General features: G+C 71.2%; 30 protein-coding genes and 1 pseudogene. 22 read left to right on the forward strand and 9 right to left on the reverse strand.

What is annotated here, in order from left to right; translation table 11 throughout:
- Positions 1–16: 16 nt before the first annotated feature.
- The 3 genes from ACH427_RS14050 to ACH427_RS14060 all read right to left on the reverse strand — a co-directional run bounded on the left by ACH427_RS14050 (position 17) and on the right by ACH427_RS14060 (position 1,440).
- On the reverse strand, positions 17–487 hold the full coding sequence (locus ACH427_RS14050) for a DIP1984 family protein (RefSeq protein WP_398869696.1): 471 nt from the start codon (positions 485–487) through the stop codon (positions 17–19).
- Positions 488–625: 138 nt separating this feature from the next.
- Positions 626–994, reverse strand: a complete 369-nt coding sequence (trxA, locus tag ACH427_RS14055) for a thioredoxin (protein WP_398869697.1) — start codon at positions 992–994, stop codon at positions 626–628.
- A complete protein-coding gene (locus ACH427_RS14060; protein ID WP_398869698.1) occupies positions 991–1,440 on the reverse strand; it encodes a MerR family transcriptional regulator in 450 nt (149 codons plus the stop codon). Before ACH427_RS14060 ends, trxA begins: the two co-directional genes overlap by 4 nt.
- Positions 1,441–1,538: 98 nt before the next feature.
- Here ACH427_RS14060 and ACH427_RS14065 point away from each other — a divergent pair, with 98 nt between their 5' ends.
- From ACH427_RS14065 to ACH427_RS14075, 3 genes are all read left to right on the forward strand, one after another.
- Positions 1,539–2,912: a serine hydrolase domain-containing protein gene (locus ACH427_RS14065; RefSeq protein ID WP_398869699.1), complete on the forward strand. Its 1,374-nt coding sequence runs from the start codon at positions 1,539–1,541 to the stop codon at positions 2,910–2,912.
- 198 nt (positions 2,913–3,110) lie between these two features.
- Positions 3,111–4,244 (forward strand): pyridoxal-phosphate-dependent aminotransferase family protein, encoded by a 1,134-nt coding sequence (locus tag ACH427_RS14070; protein ID WP_398869700.1) that lies wholly within the window; start codon positions 3,111–3,113, stop codon positions 4,242–4,244.
- Between the two features lie 178 nt (positions 4,245–4,422).
- A complete protein-coding gene (locus ACH427_RS14075) occupies positions 4,423–5,169 on the forward strand; it encodes a TetR/AcrR family transcriptional regulator (protein WP_398869701.1) in 747 nt (248 codons plus the stop codon).
- 119 nt (positions 5,170–5,288) lie between these two features.
- On the opposite strand, the gene ACH427_RS14080 is transcribed toward ACH427_RS14075, so the two are convergent.
- The gene (locus ACH427_RS14080) at positions 5,289–5,741 is read right to left on the reverse strand and encodes a MarR family winged helix-turn-helix transcriptional regulator (RefSeq protein WP_398869702.1); all 453 of its coding nucleotides are present in this window, start codon (positions 5,739–5,741) and stop codon (positions 5,289–5,291) included.
- A 285-nt stretch (positions 5,742–6,026) separates the two neighbouring features.
- On the opposite strand from ACH427_RS14080, the gene ACH427_RS14085 reads away from it, so the two are divergent.
- The 5 genes from ACH427_RS14085 to ACH427_RS14105 all read left to right on the forward strand — a co-directional run bounded on the left by ACH427_RS14085 (position 6,027) and on the right by ACH427_RS14105 (position 11,882).
- Positions 6,027–7,268, forward strand: a complete 1,242-nt coding sequence (locus tag ACH427_RS14085; protein WP_398869703.1) for an MFS transporter — start codon at positions 6,027–6,029, stop codon at positions 7,266–7,268.
- Positions 7,269–7,280: 12 nt separating this feature from the next.
- A complete protein-coding gene (locus ACH427_RS14090; protein ID WP_398869704.1) occupies positions 7,281–7,715 on the forward strand; it encodes a heme-binding protein in 435 nt (144 codons plus the stop codon).
- A 240-nt stretch (positions 7,716–7,955) separates the two neighbouring features.
- A complete protein-coding gene (locus ACH427_RS14095; RefSeq protein WP_398869705.1) occupies positions 7,956–9,350 on the forward strand; it encodes an FtsW/RodA/SpoVE family cell cycle protein in 1,395 nt (464 codons plus the stop codon).
- A gap of 32 nt (positions 9,351–9,382) precedes the next feature.
- Entirely contained in the window at positions 9,383–10,006 is a 624-nt protein-coding gene (locus tag ACH427_RS14100; protein ID WP_398869706.1) for an HAD family hydrolase, read from the forward strand.
- 208 nt (positions 10,007–10,214) lie between these two features.
- Positions 10,215–11,882, forward strand: a complete 1,668-nt coding sequence (locus ACH427_RS14105; RefSeq protein WP_398869707.1) for a globin domain-containing protein — start codon at positions 10,215–10,217, stop codon at positions 11,880–11,882.
- A 4-nt stretch (positions 11,883–11,886) separates the two neighbouring features.
- Here ACH427_RS14105 and ACH427_RS14110 read toward each other — a convergent pair whose 3' ends face one another.
- The 5 genes from ACH427_RS14110 to ACH427_RS14130 all read right to left on the reverse strand — a co-directional run bounded on the left by ACH427_RS14110 (position 11,887) and on the right by ACH427_RS14130 (position 16,047).
- The gene (locus ACH427_RS14110; RefSeq protein WP_398869708.1) at positions 11,887–12,384 is read right to left on the reverse strand and encodes an NUDIX domain-containing protein; all 498 of its coding nucleotides are present in this window, start codon (positions 12,382–12,384) and stop codon (positions 11,887–11,889) included.
- Between the two features lie 54 nt (positions 12,385–12,438).
- The gene (locus tag ACH427_RS14115; protein WP_398869709.1) at positions 12,439–13,338 is read right to left on the reverse strand and encodes a LysR family transcriptional regulator; all 900 of its coding nucleotides are present in this window, start codon (positions 13,336–13,338) and stop codon (positions 12,439–12,441) included.
- Positions 13,339–13,486: 148 nt separating this feature from the next.
- The gene (locus ACH427_RS14120; protein WP_398869710.1) at positions 13,487–14,857 is read right to left on the reverse strand and encodes a tyrosine-type recombinase/integrase; all 1,371 of its coding nucleotides are present in this window, start codon (positions 14,855–14,857) and stop codon (positions 13,487–13,489) included.
- A complete protein-coding gene (locus ACH427_RS14125; protein ID WP_398869711.1) occupies positions 14,827–15,345 on the reverse strand; it encodes an ImmA/IrrE family metallo-endopeptidase in 519 nt (172 codons plus the stop codon). Before ACH427_RS14125 ends, ACH427_RS14120 begins: the two co-directional genes overlap by 31 nt.
- A gap of 129 nt (positions 15,346–15,474) precedes the next feature.
- Positions 15,475–16,047 carry a helix-turn-helix domain-containing protein gene (locus ACH427_RS14130; RefSeq protein ID WP_398869712.1) on the reverse strand — a complete coding sequence of 191 codons (573 nt, stop codon included), beginning with the start codon at positions 16,045–16,047 and terminating at the stop codon, positions 15,475–15,477.
- Positions 16,048–16,268: 221 nt separating this feature from the next.
- On the opposite strand from ACH427_RS14130, the gene ACH427_RS14135 reads away from it, so the two are divergent.
- From ACH427_RS14135 to ACH427_RS14200, 14 genes and pseudogenes are all read left to right on the forward strand, one after another.
- Positions 16,269–16,589, forward strand: a complete 321-nt coding sequence (locus ACH427_RS14135; protein WP_398869713.1) for a helix-turn-helix transcriptional regulator — start codon at positions 16,269–16,271, stop codon at positions 16,587–16,589.
- Positions 16,586–16,708: a hypothetical protein gene (locus ACH427_RS14140; RefSeq protein ID WP_398869714.1), complete on the forward strand. Its 123-nt coding sequence runs from the start codon at positions 16,586–16,588 to the stop codon at positions 16,706–16,708. The genes ACH427_RS14135 and ACH427_RS14140 overlap by 4 nt, the downstream gene beginning before the upstream one ends.
- Positions 16,705–17,601 carry a YqaJ viral recombinase family protein gene (locus ACH427_RS14145; protein ID WP_398869715.1) on the forward strand — a complete coding sequence of 299 codons (897 nt, stop codon included), beginning with the start codon at positions 16,705–16,707 and terminating at the stop codon, positions 17,599–17,601. The genes ACH427_RS14140 and ACH427_RS14145 overlap by 4 nt, the downstream gene beginning before the upstream one ends.
- Complete coding sequence (locus ACH427_RS14150) at positions 17,598–18,020, forward strand: hypothetical protein (RefSeq protein ID WP_398869716.1); 423 nt, start codon at positions 17,598–17,600, stop codon at positions 18,018–18,020. The genes ACH427_RS14145 and ACH427_RS14150 overlap by 4 nt, the downstream gene beginning before the upstream one ends.
- 66 nt (positions 18,021–18,086) lie before the next feature.
- A complete protein-coding gene (locus ACH427_RS14155) occupies positions 18,087–19,064 on the forward strand; it encodes a mucin-2 (protein ID WP_398869717.1) in 978 nt (325 codons plus the stop codon).
- The gene (locus tag ACH427_RS14160) at positions 19,061–19,468 is read left to right on the forward strand and encodes a hypothetical protein (protein ID WP_398869718.1); all 408 of its coding nucleotides are present in this window, start codon (positions 19,061–19,063) and stop codon (positions 19,466–19,468) included. Before ACH427_RS14155 ends, ACH427_RS14160 begins: the two co-directional genes overlap by 4 nt.
- A gap of 220 nt (positions 19,469–19,688) precedes the next feature.
- A complete protein-coding gene (locus ACH427_RS14165) occupies positions 19,689–19,988 on the forward strand; it encodes a WhiB family transcriptional regulator (protein WP_369016246.1) in 300 nt (99 codons plus the stop codon).
- Complete coding sequence (locus ACH427_RS14170) at positions 19,985–20,179, forward strand: hypothetical protein (protein WP_311613344.1); 195 nt, start codon at positions 19,985–19,987, stop codon at positions 20,177–20,179. The genes ACH427_RS14165 and ACH427_RS14170 overlap by 4 nt, the downstream gene beginning before the upstream one ends.
- A gap of 27 nt (positions 20,180–20,206) precedes the next feature.
- Positions 20,207–20,839 (forward strand): hypothetical protein, encoded by a 633-nt coding sequence (locus ACH427_RS14175; RefSeq protein ID WP_398869719.1) that lies wholly within the window; start codon positions 20,207–20,209, stop codon positions 20,837–20,839.
- A gap of 159 nt (positions 20,840–20,998) precedes the next feature.
- Positions 20,999–21,193, forward strand: coding sequence for a helix-turn-helix domain-containing protein (locus tag ACH427_RS14180; RefSeq protein ID WP_311613346.1), 195 nt, complete (start codon positions 20,999–21,001; stop codon positions 21,191–21,193).
- Between the two features lie 23 nt (positions 21,194–21,216).
- Positions 21,217–22,125 carry a class I SAM-dependent methyltransferase gene (locus tag ACH427_RS14185; RefSeq protein ID WP_398869720.1) on the forward strand — a complete coding sequence of 303 codons (909 nt, stop codon included), beginning with the start codon at positions 21,217–21,219 and terminating at the stop codon, positions 22,123–22,125.
- A 901-nt stretch (positions 22,126–23,026) separates the two neighbouring features.
- Complete coding sequence (locus ACH427_RS14190; RefSeq protein ID WP_398869721.1) at positions 23,027–23,455, forward strand: hypothetical protein; 429 nt, start codon at positions 23,027–23,029, stop codon at positions 23,453–23,455.
- A gap of 17 nt (positions 23,456–23,472) precedes the next feature.
- Entirely contained in the window at positions 23,473–25,215 is a 1,743-nt protein-coding gene (locus ACH427_RS14195) for a terminase (RefSeq protein WP_398869722.1), read from the forward strand.
- A 20-nt stretch (positions 25,216–25,235) separates the two neighbouring features.
- Positions 25,236–25,633 (forward strand): annotated as a pseudogene (locus ACH427_RS14200) (hypothetical protein); the annotation flags it as partial.

Below are 25,633 nucleotides of genomic sequence, written 5' to 3' on the forward strand. Positions count from 1 at the left end.
GAGCCTGCCGGACCCATCAGTCCAGCAGGTCGATCTCCCAGTTCGCGCGCTGGATCCGCACATCGAGCTCACGGATCTCCCGCGCGAGCACGTCCGCCCGAGCGCGCAGCTCGGCGACCGGAAGCGCGGAGAGCATCATCAGCTCGGAGCGCAGCTGGCGGCCGTAACCCCGCTCGCCCGTGCCCGCCGCCGCGTCCGCCGCGGCGGTGACCACCGAGTGGCGCAGCCGCAGCACGTCCCGGCGTGCGAGGGCGTCGGTGAGGGTGCCGTCCTGGCCCATCTCCGCCGCGGAGTTGGTCCGGTTGATCCGGCGGATCAGCGTTTCGAGGGTGTTCAGCACCTCGTCGGTCTCGGCCAGCAGCTGGGCCGCGTCCTCAGCGGGCGTCTCGCCCTCCTGATAACGCGCGCTGCCGACCACGCGTGCTCGCAGCTGTTCCACGCGTCGCGTCGCTTCAGCGCGTTCCGCCAATGCCTCAGCAAGCTTCACTGTCTCCACCTCCCGTCCTCGTGAATCTCGTCCGGCATGAATCTCCCTGCCGTGAAACTCGCACGAGTATACGAATGTGAACGGGGTGGCCCGCAGCTGAATTTATTCGGATGAACCGCCGCACCAGAGGTGGCGGACTCACTCCGGTGCGATCCACGGGAGTTCGGCGGCGAGGTCCTGGCGGAGGCGGCGCAGAGGGCGGGCGCCGATCAGGGAGCGCACCGGGGTTCCGGCGCGGAAGAGGAGGAGGGTCGGCATGGAGAGGACGCCGTACGCCGCCCGCGTCCGCGGGTTGGCGTCCACGTCGAGCTGAACGACCTTGATCCGGCTCGCCTCCTGCCGGGCCAGCTCGGCCAGTACGGGCGTGATCATGCGGCAGGGAGCGCACCAGGCCGCGGTGAAGTCGACGAGTACGGGCAGCTCCGAGGCGAGGACCTCGGTGGCGAAAGTGTCGTCGGTGACGGAGGGGATCGACGTCGTGGACGCGTGACCCGTGGTGGTCGTCATGGCGTGCTGAGCTCCTCTTCGGGGCCGGGCGGGTTGAGGGCGCAGAGCGGGGGCGGGCCGCCGGGGATCTCCGCGGCGGCCTTGAGGGCGGCGGTCTCCCTTTCGGCCCGGGCGAGTTGGGCGGCGACCTCCTCCCGTACCCGCCGGAGGTGGCCGATGCAGTCGTCGAGCTCCGCCAGCTTGCGGCGGTAGACCTCCAGCGAGGCCGGGCAGGAGTCGCCCGCCGGATGGCCCGCGCGCAGACAGTCCACGAACGGCCGGGTCTCCTCCAGCCCGAACCCGAAGTCCTGGAGGACGCGGATCTGCTGGAGGAGGCGCAGGTCGTCCTCGTCGTACGTGCGGTAGCCGTTGCCGGCGCGCCGGGCCGGCAGGAGGCCCAGCGACTCGTAGTGCCGGAGGGTGCGAGTGGTGGTGCCCGCCCGCCGGGCCAGTTCCCCGATGCGCATGAGCACGACCGTAGACCTTGACGTGGACGTCAACGCCAGGGCCGGGGCACGGCGCGGTTGGCTAGGGTGCGGACATGACCGCATCGTACGAAGTATCCATGAATGGTCCCCAGTTCACCGAGTTGCTGCCTGGTACCCGGCGGGCTCTCCTGCACCGTCTCGCCACCGCGCAGTCCGAGGGCCGCACGCCCTCCTTGGTGGGTGCGGTGATGCGGGAGGGCCGGATGGTGTGGTCAGCCGGCCGGGGGGAGGTCGCCGGGCGGGTGCCGGGGGCCGATACGCAGTACCGCATCGGATCGATCACCAAGTGCCTGGTCGCGGTCCTGGTCATGCGGCTCCACGAGGAGGGGCGCGTCGATCTGGACGCCCCGCTCGCCACCTATCTCGACACCCCGGAGGCCGGTGAGGCCACCGTGGCCCAACTGCTGGCCCACACCTCCGGGCTGGCCTCCGAGGCGCGCGGCCCGTGGTGGGAGCGCACGGACGGCGCACTGCGCCCCGAGCTCGCGGACATCTTCGGCGAGCGCCCCCAGCGGCACCCGGCCGGCCGGACGTACCACTACTCCAACCCCGGCTACGCGCTGCTCGGTGCCCTCGTGGAGCAGCTGCGGGAGGAGCCCTGGGGAGAGGTGCTGCGCCGGGAGGTGCTGGTGCCGCTCGGCATGGACCGTACGACGCTGCTGCCCGCGGCGCCGCACGCGGAGGGCTGGGCCGTGCACCCGTGGGCGGACGCGCTCCTTCCGGAACCGGCGGTGGACACCGGGCGGATGGCACCCGCCGGGCAGGTCTGGTCCACGGCGGCGGACCTGTGCCGGTTCGCCGCGTTCCTGCTGGACGGCGACGAGCGCGTGCTCGGCCGGGAGGCGGTCGCGAGGATGCGGGTGCCGGAGTCGGGCCCGCAGGATCCGGGCTGGCAGTCCGGCTACGGCCTCGGCCTGCAGCTGAACCGCCGGAACGGCCGCACGCTGATCGGCCACACAGGATCGATGCCTGGCTTCGTGGCGATCCTGTGGGCGAGCCCGGAAGAGGCGCTGGCCGGGGTCGTCCTGACGAACCGGACCTCCTGCCCGGGGGCGGACGTGGCGGCCGCGGAGCTGGTGGAGACGGTCGCCCGCCACGAGCCGCGGATCCCCGAGACCTGGCGCCCGCTCGGCGAGGTGGACAGCGAGCTGCTGGAGCTGACCGGGCCCTGGTACTGGGGCGCCGCGCCGTTCGCCCTGCGCCTGCGCGCGGAACGGGGCCTGGAGCTGACCCCGCTCTCCGGCACCGGCCGCGGCTCGCGCTTCCGCGCGGAGGGCGACGGCATCTGGAGCGGCCTCGACGCGTACTACGCGGGGGAGACGCTCACCGTCGTGCGGACCGCGGAGGGCACGGTGAGCCATCTCGACGTCGGCACCTTCGTGCTCACCCGCGAACCGTACGAGCAGGGCGACGCGGTGCCCGGCGGGGTCGAGAAGGCGGGCTGGCGCTGAACGGGCCCGGCGAAGTCCGGTGCGGTTCGGCAGCGGCCGCAGGGGCGCGGGGAGCCGCGTGACCAGCCGCGACGCACTCCCGCGGAGGGGCGTACCGGACTTCCGGCGGCGCGCTCGGGCAGGCGCGCCGCGGACGTAGGGTCGGGGAGAGACTGGCGGGCGCCCGTACGCGGCGCGATACCACCCTGGAAGGCCACCGTGACTGCGAACACCGCACCGGTCCTGCTCGACCTCGCGCCGCTCGACGCGGCGCACTTCGCGCGCATCGAGGACAAGGTCGCCGCGCTGATGCGCACGCGCGAGAGCGTCGTCGCGATGCAGGGCGAGGCGCTGCTGCCCCTGGAGGCGTGCATCCGCTCCGCCGTGCGCCCCGGCAGCACCGCGCTGAACATCATCACGGGACCGTACGGGGAGACGTTCGGCGGCTGGCTGCGCTCCTGCGGCGCCGAAGTGGTCACGGTGGCGGCGCCGTTCAGCGGCGCGGCCGGCGCGGAGCAGGTGGCCGAGGCGCTGCGCGCGCACCCGGAGATCGACTTCGTGAGCCTGGTGCACGCCGAGGCGGCGACCGGCAACACCAACCCGGTCGCGGAGATCGGGGCCGTCGTACGGGAGCACGGCGCCCTGCTGATGCTGGACGCGGTGGCGTCCGTGGCCGCCGAGCCGCTCCTCACGGACGAGTGGGGCGTCGACCTGTGCGTCATCGGCGGGCAGAAGGCGATGGCCGGTCCGGCGGGCGTGTCGGCCGTGTCGGTGAGCGCCCGCGCGTGGGAGCGGATCGCGGCCAACGAGCAGGCCCCGCGCGGCTCGTACCTGTCGCTCCTGGACTGGAAGGAGCGCTGGATCGACGGGGGGCGCAAGGTGCTGCCGCACGCCCCTGCCCAGCTGGAGATGCTCGCCCTTGAGCAGGCGGTGGACCGGATCGACGGGGCCGGTCTGGACACCGTGATCCTCCGCCACCGGGCGGCCGCCGCGGCCACCCGCGCGGGCGCGCGGGCGCTGGGCGCCCTCTCCCCGTACGTCACGCGGGACGCGGACGCCGCGCCCGCGGCGACCACCCTGCGCGCCCCCGACGGCGTCGACGCCCGGGAGATCGTCGTGGCCGCCCTGGCCGCCGACCGCACCCGCACCGTGCCCGTGCAGGCGGCCGGCGGGGCGCTGGCCAAGGAGATGATCCGCGTGAACCACTACGGGCTCGCCGCGGACCGCGCCGTCGTCCTGGACTCCCTCTCGGCGCTCGGCGCCGCACTGGAGTCGCTGGGCATCGAGGCGGACAGGACGGACGAGGCCCGGGACGCCGCGGCCGTGGCCTGGGACGCCGTGACCGGGAGCTGACGCCCCCGTAGCTCCCCTCTCAAGGCAGCGTGAGCCGCTGTCGGTGCGTTATGCGCCGACAGCGGCTTTTTTGCGTCTTGTGCCCTGTTATGTTCGCCTGCCGCACCTCGCTCATCTGCCCGGATAGAATCGGAACGCCCAGCCCGTTTCGCTCGATCGCCCTCCGGAGGTCCCCCGCATGGTGCGCCGCAGGGACGCGACGGCGTCGACAGCAGCTTCGGCGGCCCTCCGCGCGGATGCCCGGCGCAACAGGGCGCTCATCCTGGACGCGGCCCGATCGGCCTTCGAGGAACGGGGATTGGGGGTGCCGCTGGGCGAGATCGCGCGCCGCGCGGGCGTCGGCACGGGCACGGTCCATCGCCATTTTCCTTCCAAGGAAGCGCTGTTCAGGGCAACGGTCGCGGACCGGATAAGACTTTTCACGGACACCGCGCGGGAGTTGGCGGACGCGGCGGAGCCCGGGACGGTGTTCTTCCGCTACCTGGCGGCGGTGGTGCGGCTCTCGGCGCGGAACAGAGCGCTCCTGGACGCGCTGGACGCGAGCGCCGAGGGTCTCTTCGAGCCGACCCCGGGGGCCGAGAAGGGCTTCCGGGAGGCCCTGGAGGTGCTGCTGACGCGTGCTCAAGAGGCGGGCACGGTACGAAAGGACGTCGAGGTCGAGGACGTCCTCACGCTGCTCTTCGGCTGCCTGTCCATGGAACGGCGGCGGGGCGCGACGGGAGCGCCTGGGCGGATGACGGCGCTGATGTGCGACAGCCTCCGGCCGAGCCGTCATGTGACGAAACTGCCCGCTGTGCCGGTTGCGCGTGACGAAACGGCCTGCGCGGAGTGCGGGCGGCCGGTGGCGATGGCGCGTACGGGCCGGCGGGCGCGGTACTGCGGCGGGGCGTGCCGACAGCGGGCGCACCGGTCGCGTCGGCGGTAGGGCACACGCCGGTCCGTACGCGGCGGGAGCGAAAACACCAGGGCAGCCCCGGACGCCCCGAAACGCCTGAGGGCAGCCGGGGGCGGCGCTCGTCCCCGGCTGCCCTCAGGAAGATCCGGCTACGCCAGCGACTCCACCGCCGCCACCAGCGGCGCCAGTTCCGGCCGCTTCGACGCCTCGTCCAGCGCCTCCCGCAGCGCCGTGTCGTTCGTGGGCCGGGCCTCCGCGAGGAGTGCCAGCCCTGCCTCCGTCACGTCCGTGTAGATGCCCCGGCGGTCGGTGAGGCAGAGGTAGCGCGTCAGCAGGCCGCGGTCCTCCAGGCGGTTGACCAGGCGGGTCGTCGCGCTCTGGCTGAGGACGACGGAGTCGGCGACCTGGTTCATGCGCAGGTGGCCGCCCTCGCCGCTGTGCTGACGGCTGAGCACGTCGAGGACGCTGAACTCGCGCACGCTCAGATCGTGCCCGGTCTGCAGGGCGCGCTCGATGTGGGCCTCGATCCGGCCGTGGAGCGCGGAGAGCGCACACCAGCCCTGTGCCAGTCCGAGCAGGGCGGGATCCGGGGGGCAGGACATGGGCGGGTCCTCCTTCGGGTGCGGAGTCTTCTGGCGAGCGGGCGAGCGGGCGTGCGTACGAGGCGTACGCGCCGGGCGGCCGGGACCACGCGCGGGGCGCGCGGCCCCTTGTGCTTCCCCTGTTGCCCGGGAGCTGCCCGTTTGCTGCCCGTACCGGACAGGATAGCCCTCCACCGCAATAGCCCGCGCTTGCAATTAACCCGCGTCTGCAATTATTGTCAACGCTCGTAAGGTTCGTCTGCAATCACGCGGCACCCCCCATCTCCTTGCTGAAGGACCCCTGTCATGCCCCTTGCACTGCTGGCGCTCGCCATCGGCGCCTTCGGTATCGGCACCACCGAATTCGTGACCTCCGGGCTCCTCCCCGAGATCGCGGAGGAGTTCGGCGTCTCCATCCCCACCGCCGGTTACCTGACCACCGGCTACGCGCTCGGCGTGGTCGTCGGCGCCCCGATCCTCGCGATCATCGGCAGCCGCGTGCCCCGCAAGCGGATGCTGATGGCCCTGATGGGGCTGTTCGTCGCGGGCAACGTGCTCTCCGCCGCCTCCCCCGTCTTCGCCCTGATGCTGGCCGGGCGGATCGTCGCCTCGCTCGCGCACGGCGCGTTCTTCGGCATCGGCGCGATCGTCGCCGCCGGGCTCGTCGCGCCGCAGAAGAAGGCGGGCGCGATCGCGATGATGTTCACGGGCCTGACCGTGGCCAATGTGGTCGGTGTGCCGCTGGGGACCGTGGTCGGCCAGAACGCGGGCTGGCGCCTCACCTTCTTCCTCATCGCCGGGCTCGGCGTGCTCGCGGTCCTCGGTATCGCCGCGCTCGTGCCCCGGCTGCCCGAGGAGCCGCGTGCCGAACGGGCGCCCGTCAGCGGCGAACTCGCCGCCTTCCGCAACCCGCAGGTCCTGCTCGCCATGGGGATGACCGTGCTCGGCTTCGGCGGCGTCTTCACGATGAACACCTACCTCGCGCCGATGATGACCGACGTCACGGGCTTCGCGCCGTCCTCCGTGACTTGGCTGCTCGTGCTCTTCGGCGTCGGCATGGTCATCGGCAACCTCGTCGGCGGGCGGTACGCGGACCGGGCGCTCATGCCCCTGCTGTACGTCTCGCTGAGCGCGCTCGCGATCGTCCTCGCGCTGATGCCGTTCGCCGCCCACAGCAAGATCGCGGCCGCCGTCGCCGTCCCCCTGATCGGGGCCTTCGGCTTCGCGTCCGTGCCTCCGTTGCAGAAGCGCGTCCTCGACCAGACCTCCGACGCGCCGACCCTGGCCTCCGCCGTGAACATCGGCGCCTTCAACCTCGGCAACGCCATCGCCGCCTGGCTCGGCGGGCTCGTCATCGCGGCCGGCTTCGACTACGCGGCCCCCACCTGGGTCGGCGCCGCGATGGCCGCCTCCGCGCTCGCCCTCGCCGTGCTGTCCGCCGCCCTGGAGCGGCGGGCGGGCGGGGGCGGCGGCCGGATCGCGGCACGGTCCGCCGCGGCCGTCACCCAGACCCCTCGGACCACCGAGGCACCGTACGCATCCCGCTAGGAGCACCACCTCATGACCGACACCACTGCCACCACCGTCCGCCCGCTCACCACGGACGAAGCGGACGCCCTCGTCACCGCCGCCCGCCGGGCCGCCGACGAGCAGGGCGTACGGATCGCGGTGACCGTCCTCGACGCGGGCGGCCACCTGCTGGCCTTCCGCCGCGACGACCGGGCCGTGCTGATCGCGGGGGAGACGAGCACGCGCAAGGCGTTCACCGCGGCGCAGCTGGACGCGCCCACCGCCGACCTGGTCGAGGCGGTGCGGCCGGGCGGCCTCTTCCACACGCTGCCGACCGCTCTGGACCGGCCGCTGCTCTTCATCGCGGGCGGGGTTCCCCTGCGGCGCGACGGCCGGCTGATCGGCGCGATCGGCGTGGGCGGCGGCGCGCCGGACCAGGACCACGGCATCGCGACCGGCGCGGCCGCGGCGGTGCTGGGCGGCTGACCGCCCGCCGGGGCCCCTGTCCGGGGCCCCGGCACCGCTTGGCGCGCCCACGTGGGATGCGGTGCGCGGGGTGCCGAGGACGCGGTCGGCCCACCCCGCCGCGCGCCCCCACGTGAGATAGCCCTCCACAAAGGTTGCGCGATCACGCAACCTTTTCCCTCGTCGCGGCCCTCCTTGAGTGAAGGAGAAGTGCGCATTCCCCGTCGCGAAGGCGGGGACGTCAGAGCCGAGGGAGACAGGATGAGCGCTGGTGGAAGGGCCACAGCCCGCACGGCGCGCAGCCGGAACGCGGAGTTGCTGCTGCTCGGCGGAGCGGTGCTGCTGACGCTTTTCGGCTATGCCTCGGTGGGGCTGGCCACGGCCGGTGAGCTGCCGGGCGAGCTGTTCGGCTATGCCCTCGGTCTGGTGGCCGCCGCCGCGCTGGCGCACTTCGCGGTGCGGCGCTTCGCCCCGCACGCCGACCCGCTGATCCTGCCGCTCGCCTTCGCGCTGAGCGGCCTGGGCCTGGTGCTGATCCACCGGCTCGACATCTCGTACGCCATCCGCTACCACTCCCCGCCGGCTGCCTCGAACCAGGTGATGTGGAGCGCCATCGGGCTGGCCGTCCTGCTGGCCGTGCTGGTCTTCCTGAAGGATCACCGCCACCTTCAGCGGTACGCGTACGTCACCGTCTTCGCGGCCCTGGTGCTGCTGATGGCACCGGCCTTCTTCCCCGGCGACTCCTACGGCGCGAAGCGGTGGATCCGGCTCGGGGCGCTGTCCTTCCAGCCCGGCGAGTTCGTCAGGATCGCCATCGCGGTGTTCTTCGCGGGCTACCTCACCATGCACAAGGACGCGCTGGCACTGGCCAGCAGGCGGGTGCTGGGCTTCTATCTGCCGCGCGGGCGGCAGTTCGGGCCGATCGCCGCGGTGTGGGTGCTGAGCCTGCTCGTGCTGATCTTCGAGCGGGACCTCGGCACGTCGCTGATCTTCTTCGGGCTGTTCGTCATCATGCTCTACGCCGCGACCGAGCGGCCGAGCTGGGTGGTGTCCGGCCTGGGCATGTTCGCCGTCGGGGCGTTCGTCGTGGGCTCCATGGAGCCGCATGTGCACGGCCGCATCGTCGCCTGGCTGCACCCCATGGACTACTACCTTCCGCACCCGCCGGCCGGTCTGACCTCCCCGCAGGCGGCGGAGGCGCTGTTCAGCTTCGGCAGCGGCGGCGTCCTCGGCACCGGTCTCGGACGCGGCCATTCCGATCTCATCGGCTTCGCCGGGCGCAGCGACTTCATCCTCACCACGGTCGGCGAGGAGCTCGGGCTCGCGGGCATGATGGCCGTGTTCCTGCTGTACGCGCTGCTGATCGAGCGCGGTCTGCGGACGGCGCTGGACGCCCGGGACTCCTTCGGCAAGCTCCTGGCGACCGGCCTCGCGGGCGCGCTGGCCCTCCAGGTCTTCGTGGTCGCGGGAGGCGTCACCGGACTGCTGCCGCTGACCGGCAAGGCCCTGCCGTTCCTCGCCGCGGGCGGCTCCTCCCAGGTGGCGAACTGGGTGCTGATCGCGGTGCTCCTGAAGATCAGCGACTCGGCGCGCAAGCCGCCGCCCGAGCCCGTCGGCGACCCCGACGAGCAGGCGACCCAGATGATCAGGCGCTGAGTTCCGCGGCGGTGCGCCTACCCTCGGGGACTGTGACCAGACTGCACGTTTTCGATATGGACGGGACCCTGATACGCGGGTCCGCGGCGGCCGTCGAGATATCCCGGCAACTCGGCCTGGAGCACGAGATCGCCGAGCTGGAGCGGGCGTTCATCGCCCGGGAGCTGACCCCGCCCCGCTTCGCCGACCTGGCGTGCGAGCTGTGGAGCGGGCTCACCGAGGAGCACGTCGCCGCCGCCTTCGAGGGCGCGCCCTGGATGGAGGGCATCCAGGAGGTATGGGCGGACATCCGCGCCCGCGGCGAGCGCTGCGCGGTGATCTCGCTGTCCCCGAACTTCTTCGTGGAGCGCCTGCTGACCTGGGGCGCGGACGCCGCCCACGGCTCCGGCTGGCCGGCCGTCCCCTTCCGCGACCCCGTCGACCCGACGGCGATCCTCGACGCGGCCGCCAAGGTGCGGATCACGGACGAACTCTGCGCGCGGTACGGGCTGGGCCGGGCGGACTGCGTGGCGTACGGCGACTCGATGTCGGACACGGAACTCTTCGCTGCCGTACGGGTGTCGGTGGCGGTCAACGCCGATCACCATGTGCGGGACGTGGCGGCGCACGCGTACGCGGGCACGGACCTCAGGGCGGCCTACGAGCTGGTGCGCTGACCTGCCCGCCGGCGCCCACCTGCCGGTCGGCCGGACGGCTCCGCCCCGGGTGCGGAAGCGGGTCAGCCTAGCCTCAACATCCGTGTGATTACCCGGAGTTCTCACTATTTCCCCGGGGTGCCACAGGAAAGTGACATGCTGCGCGGACGGCACCTTCCGGCCCGCCCGGAAGGGGGAGGACCGACCGAGACATGTTCGAGGCGAGACGATGAGGGACGCTGCGACCACCACGACGGGTGACGGCGGCAGCGACGCCGGCCGGGGTGACCGGGGCTGGTTCACCCGCCCCGCCACCGCGGGGCAGCGGGCGGGCGGCAGCCCTCCGGCCGAACGGCCGGCGGGCCCGGCCGACGATCCGCCGGACGGCACGCCGGCGCCCCGCGCCGCGCGCGCCGCGAAGTGGGTGCCCGTGCGGGCGGTGGTCCCCGACCGCCCCGTGGACCGCCCACCGGCGGACCCCGTACGCCGCCACTACGCGAACCCACCGGACGGCCATTCCGTGCGGCCGGAGCAGCGGCCGGAACAGCGGTCGGATCAGCGGCAGGAGGCGCGGCAGCAGGAACACCCGGCCGCGCCGCCCGAACAGCCGCCGGGCCTCCCGCACCGAGCGGACGAGCCGCTTCCGCACCAACTGGTCCCCGGACCACCGTGGTTCGCGCCGGGAGCCCAGGCCGAGCACCAGCGCCCGGCCGACGGCCCGCCGGATCGCCCCACCCGCCCCGCGCCGCCGCCCGCGGCCGGACGATCGCCCTCTCCCGACACCCTGGCGATAAGACGGACGCTGGCCGGGATCGAGCCCGTCGCCGACAAGGCGACCTCGTACTTCTACGCGTTGCTGTTCGTGCGCCACCCCGATCTGCGGGCCCTCTTCCCCGCCGCGATGGACCTCCAGCGCGACCGGCTGTTCAAGGCGCTGCTGACCGCCGCACGCCACGCCGACGACGGACCCACGCTCACCGCCTACCTCTCCGGACTCGGGCGCGGCCACCGCAAGTACGGGGCGCTGCCCACGCATTACCCCGCCGTCGGCGAGTGCCTGATCGCCGCGCTCGCCCGCTACGCCGGGGACTCCTGGGACGAGGCGGCCGAGGCCGCCTGGGTGCGGGTCTACACCGCGGTCTCACAGATCATGATCGACGCGGCCGCCGAGGACGAGGCGTGCTCCCCCGCCTGGTGGCAGGCCGAGATCATCGGCCATGAGCTGCGCACGCCGGACGTCGCCGTCGTGACCGTACGGCCCGATCAGCCCTATCCCTTCGTCGCCGGGCAGTACACCAGCCTGGAGACCCCCTGGTGGCCGCGCGTATGGCGGCACTACTCCTTCTCCGCCGCGCCCCGCCAGGACGGGCTGCTCTCCTTCCACGTCAAGGCCGTTCCCGCCGGGTGGGTGTCCGGTGCGCTCGTCCATCGCGCCCGCCCGGGCGACGTCCTGCGGCTCGGTCCTCCCACCGGTTCCATGATTGTGGACCACACCACTGACAACGGCCTGTTGTGCCTGGGCGGCGGCACCGGCATCGCGCCCATCAAGGCGCTGGTCGAGGACGTCGCCGAGCACGGCAGGCGCCGTCCCGTCGAGGTCTTCTACGGCGCCCGCCACGACGACGACCTCTACGACATCGACACCATGCTGCGGTTGCAGCGCTCGCACCCCTGGCTGTCCGTCCGCCCCGTCGTCGCCGAGGGCCCCACCCACCGGCTGGTCGGGCAACTGCCGTACATCGTCCGGCAGTACGGCCCGTGGAACGCCTACGACGCGTATCTCTCCGGCCCCCCGGGGATGATCCGCAGTGGTGTGGACACCCTCAGGCGCATCGGCGTGCCCTCGGACCGCATCAGACACGACGCGCTCGACGATCCGGGCATGCTGCCGGGCTGACGCGTCAGCCGAGGTCTTCCGCCAGGAGCGCCCGTACTCCCTCGATGTTCGCGTCGAGGTAGGCGCGCAGGGACGGCGGCACCAGCTCGACGGAGGCGATCCCCGTGCGGCTGAAGGGGATGCGCACCACCTCGTACGTCCCGCGGGGCTCGTCCACCTCGGGGCCGTGGCGCAGGGAGTAGTCCATGGAGGCGAGGCGGCAGACGAAGAAGTGCTGCACTTTGACGCCGTGGGCGGAGTGCGCGACGGTGTCGACGAAGGCCGGGACGATGTCGACGACCTTGGCGCCGAGTTCCTCGTCGACCTCACGGTGGAGGGCGGCCACGACGCTGGAGTCCTCGGGCTCCATGCCGCCGCCGGGAGTGATCCAGTACGGCGCCTCGCCGGGCTTGGTCCGCTTGATGAGGATCATTTCGAGATCGGAGTCGCCGGCGGATCCCGGTGCGGTGCTGTCGAGCAGGATGGCACGGGCGGTGCGCTTGACCACGGGACGTTCGGTCATAGGGGACATCTGCCGCGTGACCGCCCTGGTGAAACCCTTCCGTGCGGGACTTTCTCACCAGGAAACGGCAGCGCGCAGCAGCCACTCGTGTGCGCGGGCGAGGTGCGGGTGGGCCAGGCTGCCGGTGCGGACGACCAGGAAATAGGTGCGCAGCGGCGGGACCGGCGGGTCGAGCAGGGCCACGATCTCCCCGGTGTCGAGCGCGTCGGAGCACAGATAGCGCGGCAGCACGCCGAGCCCGGCTCCGGCGGCCACGCAGGTGAGGACGGCGCGCAGGTCGGGGGCGATGACGCTGCCGTCGGTGACGGGCTTGGTGTCGAAGACGGCCGTCCAGTAGCGGGTGACGAGCGGCAGGCTCTCGTGGACCTCGACGACGGGCAGGTGTTCCAGTGCCGGGGCGCCCTTGTCGCGGAGGACGGCCGCGCCGCCGAGGCGGGCCGCCCAGCGCGGTGCGGCGACCAGCACGTGTTCCTCGTCGCAGAGCGGGGTGGCGGTGAGCAGGCGCCCACGGGGGCGCGAAGTGGTGATCGCGAGCTCGTGGTGGCCCGCCGCGAGCCCCTCGAAGAGTTCCTCGGCGGTCCCGTGCGCGGCGCGGACCGCCAGGCCCTCGGTGATGAGCGGGGTGAGCGCGGGCAGGGCGCGCAGGGCGAGGAATTCGGGCGGGCCGGCGAGGTGCAGCGTGGTGGTGGCGGACGGGTCGTCCAGCCCGCCGGCCTCGGCGATCTCCAGGAGCGCGTCGATGTGCGGCGCGACCTTGTGCGCGAGCTCCTCACCGATGCCGGTGGGGGTGACGCCGCGCGCCTGCCGGAGGAAGAGGGGGCGCCCCAGCTGCTTCTCCAGCGCGCGTATCTGACTCGTGACGGCCGGCTGGGAGAGCCCGAGGAGCGCGGCGGCCCGTGTGAAGGACCCGGCCCGGTGCACGGTGACGAAAGTGCGTAACAGGGTCAGATCCATGCTGTCTCCCCTGGGCCGGACACCCCTTGGTACGGGAACTATAAATAAGTCGATAGGGCTGTGTCTCCCGCGTGATTGGACACTGACGCAGAGTCAACTAGCCTTGGTCGCGCGGCCCGCCGTGTGTTCTCCGGCCGGCCGTGACGGCTCAAGCCAAGAGGGGGGAGACTCGAGCCGTGGACCCTACCCGTACCGTCTGACCTGCGGGTTTGTGGTGCGGGTAGGGCTTCCAGATGTGCTCTGGGGAGAATCTGGGGAGTTTCAGCGCCGGGGGAGCAGTGGGCGGCACGGGCGGGACGTAGCCCATCATGCGGTCGACGGCGTCAGCCCCCTTCTTACCGGACTGCGGCATGAAGTGCGCGTAGTGCTCGAACGTGATCGTGGGCGTCTCGTGGCCGAGCCAGTGAGACAGCGTGACGATGTCCTCGCCGCCCTGGAGCACGGTGGAGGCGTACGTGTGGCGGGTGACGTGGAAGCCGTACTTGCGCGGCATCTTGAACGTCCCGCGCCGCGCTCCCGGGAGCGGAGCGGGGATCACGCCGGCTTTGACGAGGGCGGGTTTCCAGGTCCGGATGTTCCAGGTGTTGAAGTTGTTCGCCGCACCGTGGACCGTGGTCATCACCAACGCGTGGGCCTGCGTCTCCTCCGCCGTCGACTCGCCCCACGGAAGCTCCACCACGACGGGCGGAAACTTCGCCATGTGGTCAAGCACCTCCGCTTCGACCGAGGGAGCCATGGGTACAACGCGGGTCTTGTTCCCCTTGGGGAGCTTGTAGAAGATCCGGTTGTTGATCATCTGCACCTGTCGGCGCACATGGATCACATGCCGTTCGAAGTCGAAGTCACCTTCCGCGAGCCCGAACACCTCACCCTGCCGCAGGCCGCACCCGGTGCCGAGCACGACTGACAGGCGGTGGCGGGGGGAGATGGCTGCCAGGACACGCCGGACGACCGCTGCCGCCCACGCTTCCCGCTGCTCCTTGATCTTCTTCGACGGGAAGACGACTGACTTGGACCGGGTGGGGTTCTTCGCGAGCCGCTTGTCGTCCACCGCAACGTCGAGAATGTTGCGGAGGGTAGAACAGATGCTGTGCGCATAGGTGTTGGCGAGCTTGGCCTTCTTCTCCAACTGGACGATGAACTTGCGCACGGCCGCGGCATCGATGTTAATCAGCGGCAGGTGCCCGAGGAAGTTGTGTATGTGGTTGAGCTGGTGGCGGATGTTCCGCTCGCTCTTCTCCGTGCCGCCCTTCCCCTCCAACCACACGGTGGTGATGTATTCGGAGAGGGTGATCAGGCCGTCGCGCGGGTCGGCGAAGGTGCCGCGGCTTACGTCCGTCTGAGAGCTGGAGAGCCACGTCTTAGCGTCGCTCTCCAGCGCGAACGAACAGTCCGCGACACCGGGTATGCCGGCGACCCGGTAGCGTTTGCCTTTGCCGTAGCGGCTGGTCCGCCGACGCTTGCCGGTGACCGGGTCTTTCTTCTTGGTCAGCCAGCGATCCTCAATGTATCCGGGCATTCAAGGTCTCTTCTGTGAAGGCGGAGCCGCACCCGAAGCATGTGCTCCGTGACTTGCAGTTCCTGCGCCGCTTCTTCGTAGGAATGCGCCCAGCGCATCGCGGCCTCAAGGGCCGCGGTGGAGATCAGCCGGCGGGCCGCAGCCTCATCGGCGCGGCTCTCCTGACGGCGTCCCCACGTCCGGGCGGCGGGGTGTTCAACCACGCGGCAGTCGACGTCACCACGCTGCGCATGCTCAACCTCGTGGGCGAGCGCGCAACGTTCCTGGACGGCCGTAAGCCGGTTGGCAAGGATGATCAGACGACGGGACGGGACCCACCACGCCCATGAATCAGACAGCTCCGCGTACCGGACGTGCAGGCCAAGCTGCTCCGCCCGATCCAAGGGGGAGTAGGGCTCCCCGGCAGATTCGGGCACGCGGGCGCACACGGGGTCACTCGGGGAAAGCCGTGCCGTGGCGGCCTTCCGGTTGTAGGCATGGGTCATCATCCCGTCCCCCCATTTCAAGCTGTGAAGCGGCCGTCCGATCATGAATCGGCTGCACAGATGCGTGCAAGTGGCATTTACAGTGTTATTTGCTTGGAATGGGGTTGTGTTTGGGACGAACCTGCTACAGGTTTACAGGTTTTCGCTGTCAAACCGGCGGATGGCCTCATCCACCACGTGGCGGTCGCTCTCGGGGCCCCCGTCGCCCTTCGGGGAATGGGCGACGGCTTCAAAATGCTCTTGGGTCAGTCGCGGGCGTTCCGACTGCGCGCGCATGGTGGAGGCGAGGAGCCTTTGGGTAGCTGCCTCAAAATCTGCGATCGCCTCCGGCGGGGCTCCGTGCTGCTGGCATGCCATTTGGAACTTGAGTGCGCCGTACATGGCTCGGGCGACCTCATCGATCCCGCTCATGGCGGGCTTCACTTCCGCCTCCACCACGGGTACCTCGGGGGCCGAGGTCGGGGCAGGCATGCCGGATAGAACGTCGTCGATGCAACTGGGCGCCCATCCCAGCGCGTTCGCGATGACTGTCAGGGTGTACGGCCGCCGGCCTTTCGGGGCCACGCCCTTCTCGGCGTTCTTCACGCTGCCCACGGACACGTTGGCGCGGTGGGCGAGGTCCTGCTGACTCAGGCCCTGGCGCTCCCGTTCCTGGCGCAGGGCGGCGCCGAGTACCGGCCAGCGCTCTTGTGACACGTCGTTCACGATCCTTGCCCCGTCGTTGGCTGGCGGTTTTCCCGGTCGTGGTCAAAGTACGTCCCCCTTCTCTTGATCTGCAACGCGTCGAAACGCGCCGCAACGCCATGGAACGCCATGACGCCATCGATGTCAATCGAATGTCTTTTATCCCTTGTTTCGTTGTCCTTCGTTGTCTAGATTGATGGCGCGGGGGGCAACCAGGCCCCTGCTGAACCCAGGGGGGTTTTGTGATCACTGGCGCCGTCATCGCCTCATCCGCGGCCCATGCAGACGTCATCCGGCCCGCTGTCCTGCGCACCGCGCAGGCCGCCGCCTACCTCGGCGTGGCTGTCCCGACGCTGCGCACCTGGCGCCACCGCCGCCGCGGGCCTAAGTCCTTCCGCATGGAAGGTCACGTGGTCTACCGGCTCGTCGAACTCGATGCCTACTTGGACGCGTGCGAGGCGGCCGACTCCCGGTCGAACCCGGAGCTGAACCCGCTCAACCAGGCGGCGCGGCCGAAGCGCGACCGGTCCGGCCGCCGCGTGGGTGAGCGGTGGGCGGCATGAGCGCCTGGATCATCGTCGGGTCCCTGCTCGTCGGCGGGGCGACCGCGGCGTGGCTCACCCGTACCGAGGACATGCCCGGCCGTCGACGTGGTCGGCGCCGCGGGGGTGACACCCGATGACCACACCGCAGATACCCGCCGCCCGGCTCCTGGGGACCTTCGCCCCGGGCACGGCCGAGTGGGACCGCGCCCGCTCGGGTCTCGTCATCACCGCCACCGACGTTGCGGCCGTGATAGGACTCTCCCCCTGGCGGACCCGCGCGTCCCTGTGGCACCGGAAGGCCGGGACCACCCCGGCAAAGACGGTCGCATCAACGGCCGCCATGAAGTGGGGCACCCGCCTGGAACCAGTGATCGCCGACGTCTTCGCGGAAGCCCACCCGGACCTCGCCGTCCACACCACGGGCACGTGGGCCAACCGGGCCCGGGGCTGGCAGCGCGCCACCCCGGACCGCATCCTCACCCCCGCCGACGGCGGGCCGGCGGCCCTGCTGGAGATCAAGACCAGCCGCCGCGAAGAGGACTGGGCCGACGGCGTTCCCCTCTACTACCGCTGCCAGGTCCTGTGGCAGCTCGACACCCTCGGCCTCGACGTCGCACACGTCGCGGTCCTGGTAGCAGGACAGGACTACCGCGAATACACCGTCCCTTACGACGCTGCCGAGGCTGAAGTACTGCGGGAGTCGGCAGCCGAATTCCTGCGGAGCGTGGCCGCGGGCGAGCCGCCACCGTCGGACGAGCGCCCGGCCCCGCCCCCTTCCGGGCGCGTGCCGGAACCGGTGGGCGAAGTCGACATCGCCCCGGACCTCGCCGAGGCGTACCGGTCTGCGGTCCTCGACGCCCAGCGCGCCGCCGCCCGGAAGGCAGAGCTCGCCGCCGCCGTCCTGGCCGTCATGGGCGATGCCCGCCACTGCCGCGTGGCCGGGCAGAAGATTGCCACCCGCTCCCTGCGCGCCGACGGAACCATCCGGTCACTCATCCCCAACCGCACTTACATGAAGGCAGCAGCATGACCAGCTCGACGCAGGCCGCCGTCGTCCACACCGTTCGGGACGACGCTGCGACCACGACCGGGGAAGCCGCCCCGCCCGGCGCGGTGCACCTCGACCAGTTCCGCGCCCAGCGGCGTGCCAACCGCCTACTCGCCCGCATCCGCGCGGCGGCCGGTCGCGACCAACTCACCCTGGTGCAGGAACTCATCCTCGACCACGGCCTGACGGTCGGGGAGTTCTCCGCGAACGACTTCCGCCGTCAGCTTCCGGACGACCTGCCCCACGGACTCCTCGGCGCCGCGGTGCGCGGCCTGGCCGCCTCCGGCGCGATCACCGCCACCGGCCGGACGGTGCCGAGCACGTCGCCGGCGACGCACGGCCACCGCATCACCGTCTACCGCATCACCGCGGCACCGGGGGAGACAGCACCCGCGGCATAAACACGCCCGCCCGTCGAGCGGGCGGGCCGCGCGCAATCAGTCAGGACCAGGGGAGGGGAACAGAACATGTGGGCGCGGCTGGACGATGGCTTCCACTCACACCCGAAGATCATCCGGGCAGGCAACGCCGCCGCCGGGCTGCTCGTGCGAGTGATCTCGTATGCCGGGCAGCACCTGACGGACGGCGTTGTCCCGGGGGCGGTCGTGCGTGAATACGGGACCGCGCCGCAGATCCGCAAGCTGTTCGCCGTCGGGCTGCTGCACACCGCCGGGCACGAGTGCGCGCGCTGCCCGCAGCCGGACCCGGGCGACTACCTCGTCCACGACTTCCTCGACTCCAACCCCTCCCGGGCCCGTGTCCAAGCCGACCGCGACCGGGCCGCGGAGCGCCAGCGGCAGGCGCGAGCGTCGAAAACCGCCGCTGCTCCGGATGCGAACAGCGCGCGATCCGCAACCGGATCACGCGCGAAGCGCACGCGAAACGACGCTGAATCGACCTCGCGTTCTTCGGCTGCGCCGCAGGTCAAAGCGGTGCGTCACGTCGGACGCCTCGCGGGCGCGCACGTAGACCCGACCCGTCCCGACCCGAGTTCTATCCCTGACGGGATAGAACAGTCCCCCCTTCACCCCCCGCAGCGCACAGGGACCGGTCCGGAAGCGGCCGGCGTCCCCGCCTTCGCACAGGCCCTTGCCGATCAGCTCACCGCGGCCGGATGCCATGTCGGGTGGCGGACCGACAGCGCCGACCGCGAGGCACTCCACCGGCACCTCGACCGCATCCCCACCGATCGGCTCGTGGACGCCGCACGCCGCGCGTGGAACCCGCACAACCCGCCACGGACCATCCGCTACCTGCTGAAGGTCTGGGACGCCCTCCCCGACACCCCCGCGGACGCACCCGCCGCACCCCTGCCCGGCCCCTTCGTGGAACGACATCAAGCGGCCAGCGACGACCAGTTCGCCCGCGCCATGGAACGCGCCCGCGCCCGCATGGCTGCCGAAGGCGCCACCGAGACCGACGCACAGAAAGCCATGATCGCGTGACCCCTGAAGAAACGGTTGCCCTGACGCGCTACGTCCGCGCCATCTGCCCCGGCCAGCGCTTCGACGAGTACACCCCGGACGCCTGGCACGACGTCCTCGCCCCCTACGGCCTCGCCGACGCTCGCGCCGCCGTCGTCGCCCTCGTGGACAGCGGCAAAGCCTTCGTGGCCGTCGGCGAGATCACCGCCAAGGTGCGCGAGCTGCGCGCCGGCCGGTCCCGCCACATCCACGGCCCCGGGCAGCCCCCGGAGGTTCCTGACGCGGACCCCGACGACGTCGCCGCCTACCTACTTGCCGTCCGTGCCCAGCGCATCCGAGCCGCCGACCCCACCGCCCGCCGCCGCCCCCTGGCCGAACTCCTCGCCGCCACCGGCCGACACGTCACCAAGGAACTCCGCCCCTGACCGCCGCAACACCATCCGCTTTCTCCCCCCACCTCTCCAACCCCGACCGCCCCAGTGCCTTCACCAAGGCCACCAACAGCCACAACAGCCCCTCTCGCCGCACGACACGACGTGCCCGCCCTCTTCCCGCCGGGCATCCGCGAACGTCTCCCACGGGCCCGTCCAGCCGTTCGAAGCGTCTCGCCCGCCCCTACCTGCCGACCGACCCGAAAGCGCCCACGTGTCCCTGATCCAGATCACCCCACCGCCCTACGTCCCCCGCAGCGACGAATACCGCGTCCCCTGCACAGACGCACCCGAACACTTCTTCCCCCCGGACCGACAGGAGCAGCCGGACGAAACGACGGCGCGCGTGGCCGCCGCGCAGGCCATTTGCTTCCGCTGCGCCATCCGCATCACCTGTGCCACCTGGGCCCGCGATCACCGGGAGTGGGGAATCTGGGGCGGGCGCACCGAGGCAGAGCAGAACTACCGACCCACCACCCGCCGACTCACCACCCGCACGAGAGCCGCCGCATGAACCGGGACACCGCGACCACCATCACCGACGAACGCCTGGACGACCTTTACGAGCGGCTCGCCACCGCCGCCCACATCGCCGACACCCTCCTGACCGCCACCCGCCGACACGGGGACATCGTGATGGCGCTCCGCGCCCTCTGCGTCGGCGACATCACCCCCGAAGACGCCATAGCCCAGTCCGCCGGCTGACCCCGTCCGCAGCGAGGAGAAGCGCCAATGACGCACACCGACCGCCCCACCTGCACCGTCTGCACCCGCCCCTTGTGGGACGCCGAGCGGCACCGGTACGCCTGCCGTCCCTGCGAACGACGGATCGCAGATCACCTTGAACAGCTCCCGGACCTGATACACGACCTGCATGGTCTGCTCGCCCCCGGTTCCGGCCGCGCACTCGACGGCCCCCGCACCCGCGCCAGCAGCGAACCCCAGGCGCCGATCCGCCTCCACATCCTCGACCGCATCGCCGCCGCCACGGCCACACTCGACAGCTGGCTCGCCGACTGGCACGACCACCTCGAATGGACACCCCCGACGTACCGTGCAGACCCGCTCACCGAGGCCGCCACCGCACTGCGCGCCAACCTCCCCTGGGCCGTCGAACAGCACGCTGCCGTGGACGATTTCGCCCGGGAGATCGCCGAGTTGCACAGCGACGCAACGGGCCTCCTCGACCCAGCCCGGCGCGCCCGCCGTATCGGCCACTGCCCCGCCCCCGCGGCCGACGACCCCACGCAGGCGTGCGGCGCCGTCCTGCGCTACGTCCCCGGAGCCACCACAGTCACGTGCCGGTGGTGCCGAACGGTCTGGGACGCCATCGACCTGGGCGTCGCCCTGGCCCTAGCTGTCTGACCAGCACGGGTGTTTGGGGTTTCCCTCCGGCCGTGTCACACTCAATCGCAGCACCCCTCGTATGTCTGCATACCGGTGCGAAAGCCAGAAAGCCCCTTCGGCCCCTCCCCCCCCCCGGGCCGGAGGGGCTTTCGCGTATCGAGGCGGTGGCAGACGCACGTGTCCCCAACTACCCCCGTCATCTGCGACACCGTCGCCGCCGCCACCTACGTCAAGGTCACACCCGCAACAGTCCGGCAGTGGATACGCCGCGGCCACATCCAGCGAACTGGATACGACACCGCCGGCCGGGCCCTGGTCGACCTTCGCGACGTCCGCGCCTACCTCACCCAGCGGAGCACCACGGCAGCGTGAGCGCCCGCACGAAAGGTCGCGCTGTGTCCCAACTGGCCCTGATAGACGCCGCACCGGTGACCACCGGGCGCGGCCTGCCGGGCATACAGCCCTTCTCCGTCCTCCGGACAGACCTAGGCCCATGGCGTGACCGCCGTCGTGCCTGGGAAGACCTCGGTCTCCACAGCCGACGGGGGCGCGAGCACGTCACCACCTACAAGACGGCGGACGCCTTCGGCCGGAAGATGGCAGCGGTCAACGCTGGGCTCTCCACCTTCGACCCGGTCCTCGCCGAAGCCTCCTACTCCTGGTACTGCCCGGAAGGCGGGCGGGTCCTTGACCCCTTCGCCGGCGGCTCCGTGCGCGGCCTCGTCGCTGCCAACGGCGGTTACCAGTACACCGGTGTCGACCTGTCCCCCTTCCAGGTCGACGCCAACGAGGAAGCCGCCGCCGACTGGCGCGCCCGTGACCTACTCGCCGCCGAACCCCGTTGGATTCACGGCGACGCACTCGAAGAACTCCCCGCCCTCCCGGCGGGGCACGCGGACTACGTCTTCACCTGCCCGCCGTATCACGACCTGGAGCGGTACAGCGATCACCCGGCGGACCTGTCCGCCATGAGGTGGCGCGAGTTCGCCGCGGCGTACAGCGCGATCATCGCGGAGACCGTCCGATGCCTGGCGCCGGACCGATTCGCCACCTGGGTCGTGGGGGAGGTCCGCGGCAGCACCGGATACCTGCGCGGCCTGGTCCCGCTCACCATCGCCGCCCACGACGCCGCAGGCGCCCGCCTGTATAACGACGCCATCCTCGTCAACAGCCTCGGCACGGCCCCCATGCGGCTCGGCGCCCAGTGGCGCGCATCCCGCAAGCACGGCCGCCACCACCAATACGTCCTGACCTTCGTCAAGGGCGACCCCCGGAAGGCCACGGCCGCACTCGCGTCCCTGTAACCCCGCCGCCGCCCCCACGTGGGGATGGCCAGGTCCCGCCATGGAAGTCCCCTGCCCGGGGGCGAGTCGGTTCGACTCCGGCCGGGATCACCAGGAGTCCGCACCGCCCACTAGTAACCGGTCCTCGGCCCGCCGTCGAGGATGAGCCGAACGGGGTCGCAAGCCCGTGCGGACTCCCCACACGCCCGCCTGACCCAAGGGAGAGGTGCGCGGCCACTGCGCAGTCACTGCGCTGCGGTTATGCCGCAGAGATCCCGGTTCGAACCCGGGGGCGGGCACCACCTTCACCGTCACTGACCTGCCCGGAGGTGACGGCCCCTGCCCTGGAACACCAGCAACCGGGCCGCCCGCCTGCCGGGGAACTGGTCGGTGATCCGCACCCGCGTTCTCACCCGCGACCCGGTGTGCCGCATTTGCGGCGTCCGTCCCTCGACGCAGGTCGACCACATCAAGGCCATGACCGACGACCACCGTGACCGGGCTCTACAGGGCGTTTGCGGCCCCTGCCACGCCCAGAAGAGCGCGGCAGAGGGTGCCGCCGGCCGCGCACGTCGGCCCGGCCGGCGCCGCCCCGACGACCCCCACCCCGGCCGACTGGGGTAACTCTGTGTGACTACCCCTGGGGGGTGGCCCCCCTCCCCGGTTCCGACCCAGGGCGATAGGCAATGCACTTGTCTGTCTGTACGGGTTTCCGAGCCCGTGAACCGGGGTCCTTCGACTCGTTGCCCGTGCATCACGCACCCCGCCGTTACTCGGAGTGGTCTGCCGAGGTCGTGAGGCAACGCGCGGGAACCGCCCGCCCGAGACGAGTAACCCGCCACCACAGCGGCCGACAGGGGCGTCCGGCGGGCGGTCTCCCGCTCCCTTTCACCAGCACACAGCAGTACCCGGAGGTGATCGTGTGGGTGCCCGCGGACCTGTACCGAAGCGTTCCGCAGAGCGGCGCCGGCGCAATAAGGACGGCGCTGAACTGGTACACGCCACGTCCGCTCCCGGTCTGGTCGAGTGGCCCGACCCTGACGCGAGTTGGCACGCCATCGCCTGTGACTGGTACCGCAGCCTGGCCGCCTCGGGGCAGGCCCAGTTCTACGAGCCGTCCGACGTGGCCACCGCCCGTTACGTCGCCGAGGCCATGAGCCGCAACCTTGCGGCCGGACAGCGGTTCTCCGCGCAGCTCTTCGCCGCTGTCTCCTCCGCCATGACGGAACTCCTCACCACAGAGGGCGCCCGCCGTCGGGTTCGGATCGAGCTGGAGCGGGCCCCGACCGAACAGGAGACTCCGGCCGGCGTAACCGCCATCGCGGCCTATCGGGCCGCCCTCGGCGCCTGACGAAGGGGGTGGTCCCCGTGACCGCCCCTGCTCCCGAGGACGATCTTCCGCCCGACGTCATCGAGCCCGTGACCATCGGGCCGACGTGGCGCCGGGATGGCGAAGGCCGGTTCGTCCTCCCTGAATCGTCGCTGGGGTGGCACGTTCTGTCGTGGACCGCTGAGTATCTCCAGCACTCCGCCGGTACGCCTTGGACGTACACCCCGGAGCAGGCTCGTTTCACGCTCTGGTATTACGCGATCGACCCTGTGACGGATCGATTCCTCTACCGGGACGCCGTCTTCCAGCGGCTGAAGGGCCACGGGAAAGACCCGCTCGCAGCGACCTACGCCGCCGTGGAGTTCGTGGGCCCGTGTCGGCCGTCAGGTCGGGTCGCAGGCCCCAATGACCCCTCGGGTGTTCCGGAGGGGCAGCCACTTGGGCAACCGCATCCGGAGCCCTGGGTGATGCTCGCTGCGGTCACACAGGCGCAGACCCGCAACACCATGATGATCTTCCCTGGGCTCTTCACTCAGAGGGCCATTGAGGAGTACTCCATCGACCTCGGCAAAGAGGTCATTTACGCCCACAGGGGCCGGGCCCGGATCGAGGCCGTCACCAGCTCACCGCGTGCTTTGGAGGGCTCCAGGGCATCTTGGAGCTTGATCAACGAGCCGCATCACTGGCTGTCGACCAACGGGGGCCATGAGATGGCGGCTGTCCTGGAAAGGAACGCCACCAAGAGCGCCGACGGGTCCGCGCGCAGTCTGGCGATCACGAATGCGTTCGAGCCGGGGGAGGACAGCGTCGCGGAGCGGACCCGTGAGGCTTGGGAGGACGCGCAGGCCGGCCGTGCCGTGGACACCGGTCTTCTCTACGACTCCTTGGAGGCCCCGCCCGGCGCGAAGCTGAATGCGGCGTGGGCACCGAAGGTCATCGAAGCGGTCCGCGGGGATGCCACCTGGCTGGACATCGACCGCATCGTGGCGTCCATCCTCGACGTCCGGAACCCCGCTTCCCGGTCACGGCGCTTTTGGTACAACCAAGTCACGGCCGCCGAGGACGCGTGGTGCGCGCCCTACGAGTGGGATGCCTGCGCCCGCCCCGACCTGGTCCTGTCCGACGGCGACGAGGTCGTGTTGTTCCTCGACTGCTCCAAGAGCGACGACGCCACCGGCTTGGTGGCCTGCCGCATGTCCGACGGCCACGTCACCACCCTTGGGGTGTGGCAGCGCCCGCCGCAGGTCGACGTGTGGAACGTCCCGCGTGAGGACGTCGACGGAGTGGTGGACAACGCGTTCGCCCGGTTTCGGGTGCTCGCGTTCTTCGCCGACCCGGGCACCGGTGAGGACCAGTCCGACGGCGGTCGTTACTGGGACCGGTTCATCGACATGTGGGCGGACCGCTACGGCGCCCGGCTCCTGGTCCACGCCGCGACCACCGGCAGCCGTCGGCATGCCGTGGAGTGGGACATGGGCGGCGACCGGCGCCGCCAGGAGGAGTTCACCCACGCTGTGGAACGCGCCCACATCGACATCTTCGAACGGCAGTTGACGCACGACGGACACAAGATCATGCGCACCCACGTCCGCAACGCGCGGCGGCGTACCAACGCTTTCGGGATCACGATCGGCAAGGAACACCGAGCGTCCTCGCGCAAGATTGATCTTGCCGTGTGCATGGTCGGCGCGCGCATGCTGCGCCGCCTAGTGATCACCAGCAGCAAATACGGCAAGCGCCCCCGGGCGCGCGGTAAAGGACGCGTGATCGTCCTCGGCTAGGTGCGAGGGGGGGAATCCCCTTGCTCATCCCTGCCCTGCCCTCCCTGTCCCTGTCCCTGTCCGATGCCGAGCGCGACGCCGTCGCCTTGCTGTCCGCGACGGCCACTGAGGACACGTGGCGTTTGCGGACCCTGGACTCGTACTACGAGGGCCAGTCGCGGGTGGCGAATTTGGGCATCGCCGTTCCGCCGGCGCTTCAGGCCGTCCGCACGGTCACGGGCTGGCCCCGCCTTGTCGTGGACGCCCTGGACGAGCGCCTTGACGTCGACGCCCTCCGTTGCCCGGACGACGCCGGGACGGAAGGCGACCTATCGGCGATCTGGGCCGCTACTGACTTTGTTGGCGTGTTGTCGCGGCTGACATGTGTTGCCTGCCGCTGTACGTCAAGGGCCATGAGGTATCCGCAAGGGGGTGGCCT

Origin of the sequence: Streptomyces sp. NPDC020379, from assembly GCF_044387105.1 — a bacterium.
Lineage (GTDB): Bacteria > Actinomycetota > Actinomycetes > Streptomycetales > Streptomycetaceae > Streptomyces.

Excerpts from the sequence above, each read along its gene's own strand:
- ACH427_RS14155 (WP_398869717.1), top strand. The coding sequence starts at position 18,087 with ATGTGGGCGCGGCTGGACGATGGCTTCCACTCACACCCGAAGATCATC.
- ACH427_RS14120 (WP_398869710.1), bottom strand. The coding sequence starts at position 14,857 with ATGCCCGGATACATTGAGGATCGCTGGCTGACCAAGAAGAAAGACCCG.
- ACH427_RS14140 (WP_398869714.1), top strand. The coding sequence starts at position 16,586 with ATGAGCGCCTGGATCATCGTCGGGTCCCTGCTCGTCGGCGGGGCGACC.
- ACH427_RS14145 (WP_398869715.1), top strand. The coding sequence starts at position 16,705 with ATGACCACACCGCAGATACCCGCCGCCCGGCTCCTGGGGACCTTCGCC.
- ACH427_RS14150 (WP_398869716.1), top strand. The coding sequence starts at position 17,598 with ATGACCAGCTCGACGCAGGCCGCCGTCGTCCACACCGTTCGGGACGAC.
- ACH427_RS14065 (WP_398869699.1), top strand. The coding sequence starts at position 1,539 with ATGAATGGTCCCCAGTTCACCGAGTTGCTGCCTGGTACCCGGCGGGCT.
- ACH427_RS14175 (WP_398869719.1), top strand. The coding sequence starts at position 20,207 with ATGACGCACACCGACCGCCCCACCTGCACCGTCTGCACCCGCCCCTTG.
- ACH427_RS14090 (WP_398869704.1), top strand. The coding sequence starts at position 7,281 with ATGACCGACACCACTGCCACCACCGTCCGCCCGCTCACCACGGACGAA.
- ACH427_RS14080 (WP_398869702.1), bottom strand. The coding sequence starts at position 5,741 with ATGTCCTGCCCCCCGGATCCCGCCCTGCTCGGACTGGCACAGGGCTGG.
- ACH427_RS14115 (WP_398869709.1), bottom strand. The coding sequence starts at position 13,338 with ATGGATCTGACCCTGTTACGCACTTTCGTCACCGTGCACCGGGCCGGG.
- ACH427_RS14095 (WP_398869705.1), top strand. The coding sequence starts at position 7,956 with ATGAGCGCTGGTGGAAGGGCCACAGCCCGCACGGCGCGCAGCCGGAAC.
- ACH427_RS14075 (WP_398869701.1), top strand. The coding sequence starts at position 4,423 with ATGGTGCGCCGCAGGGACGCGACGGCGTCGACAGCAGCTTCGGCGGCC.
- ACH427_RS14085 (WP_398869703.1), top strand. The coding sequence starts at position 6,027 with ATGCCCCTTGCACTGCTGGCGCTCGCCATCGGCGCCTTCGGTATCGGC.
- trxA (WP_398869697.1), bottom strand. The coding sequence starts at position 994 with ATGACGACCACCACGGGTCACGCGTCCACGACGTCGATCCCCTCCGTC.
- ACH427_RS14105 (WP_398869707.1), top strand. The coding sequence starts at position 10,215 with ATGAGGGACGCTGCGACCACCACGACGGGTGACGGCGGCAGCGACGCC.
- ACH427_RS14060 (WP_398869698.1), bottom strand. The coding sequence starts at position 1,440 with ATGCGCATCGGGGAACTGGCCCGGCGGGCGGGCACCACCACTCGCACC.
- ACH427_RS14125 (WP_398869711.1), bottom strand. The coding sequence starts at position 15,345 with ATGATGACCCATGCCTACAACCGGAAGGCCGCCACGGCACGGCTTTCC.
- ACH427_RS14110 (WP_398869708.1), bottom strand. The coding sequence starts at position 12,384 with ATGACCGAACGTCCCGTGGTCAAGCGCACCGCCCGTGCCATCCTGCTC.
- ACH427_RS14170 (WP_311613344.1), top strand. The coding sequence starts at position 19,985 with ATGAACCGGGACACCGCGACCACCATCACCGACGAACGCCTGGACGAC.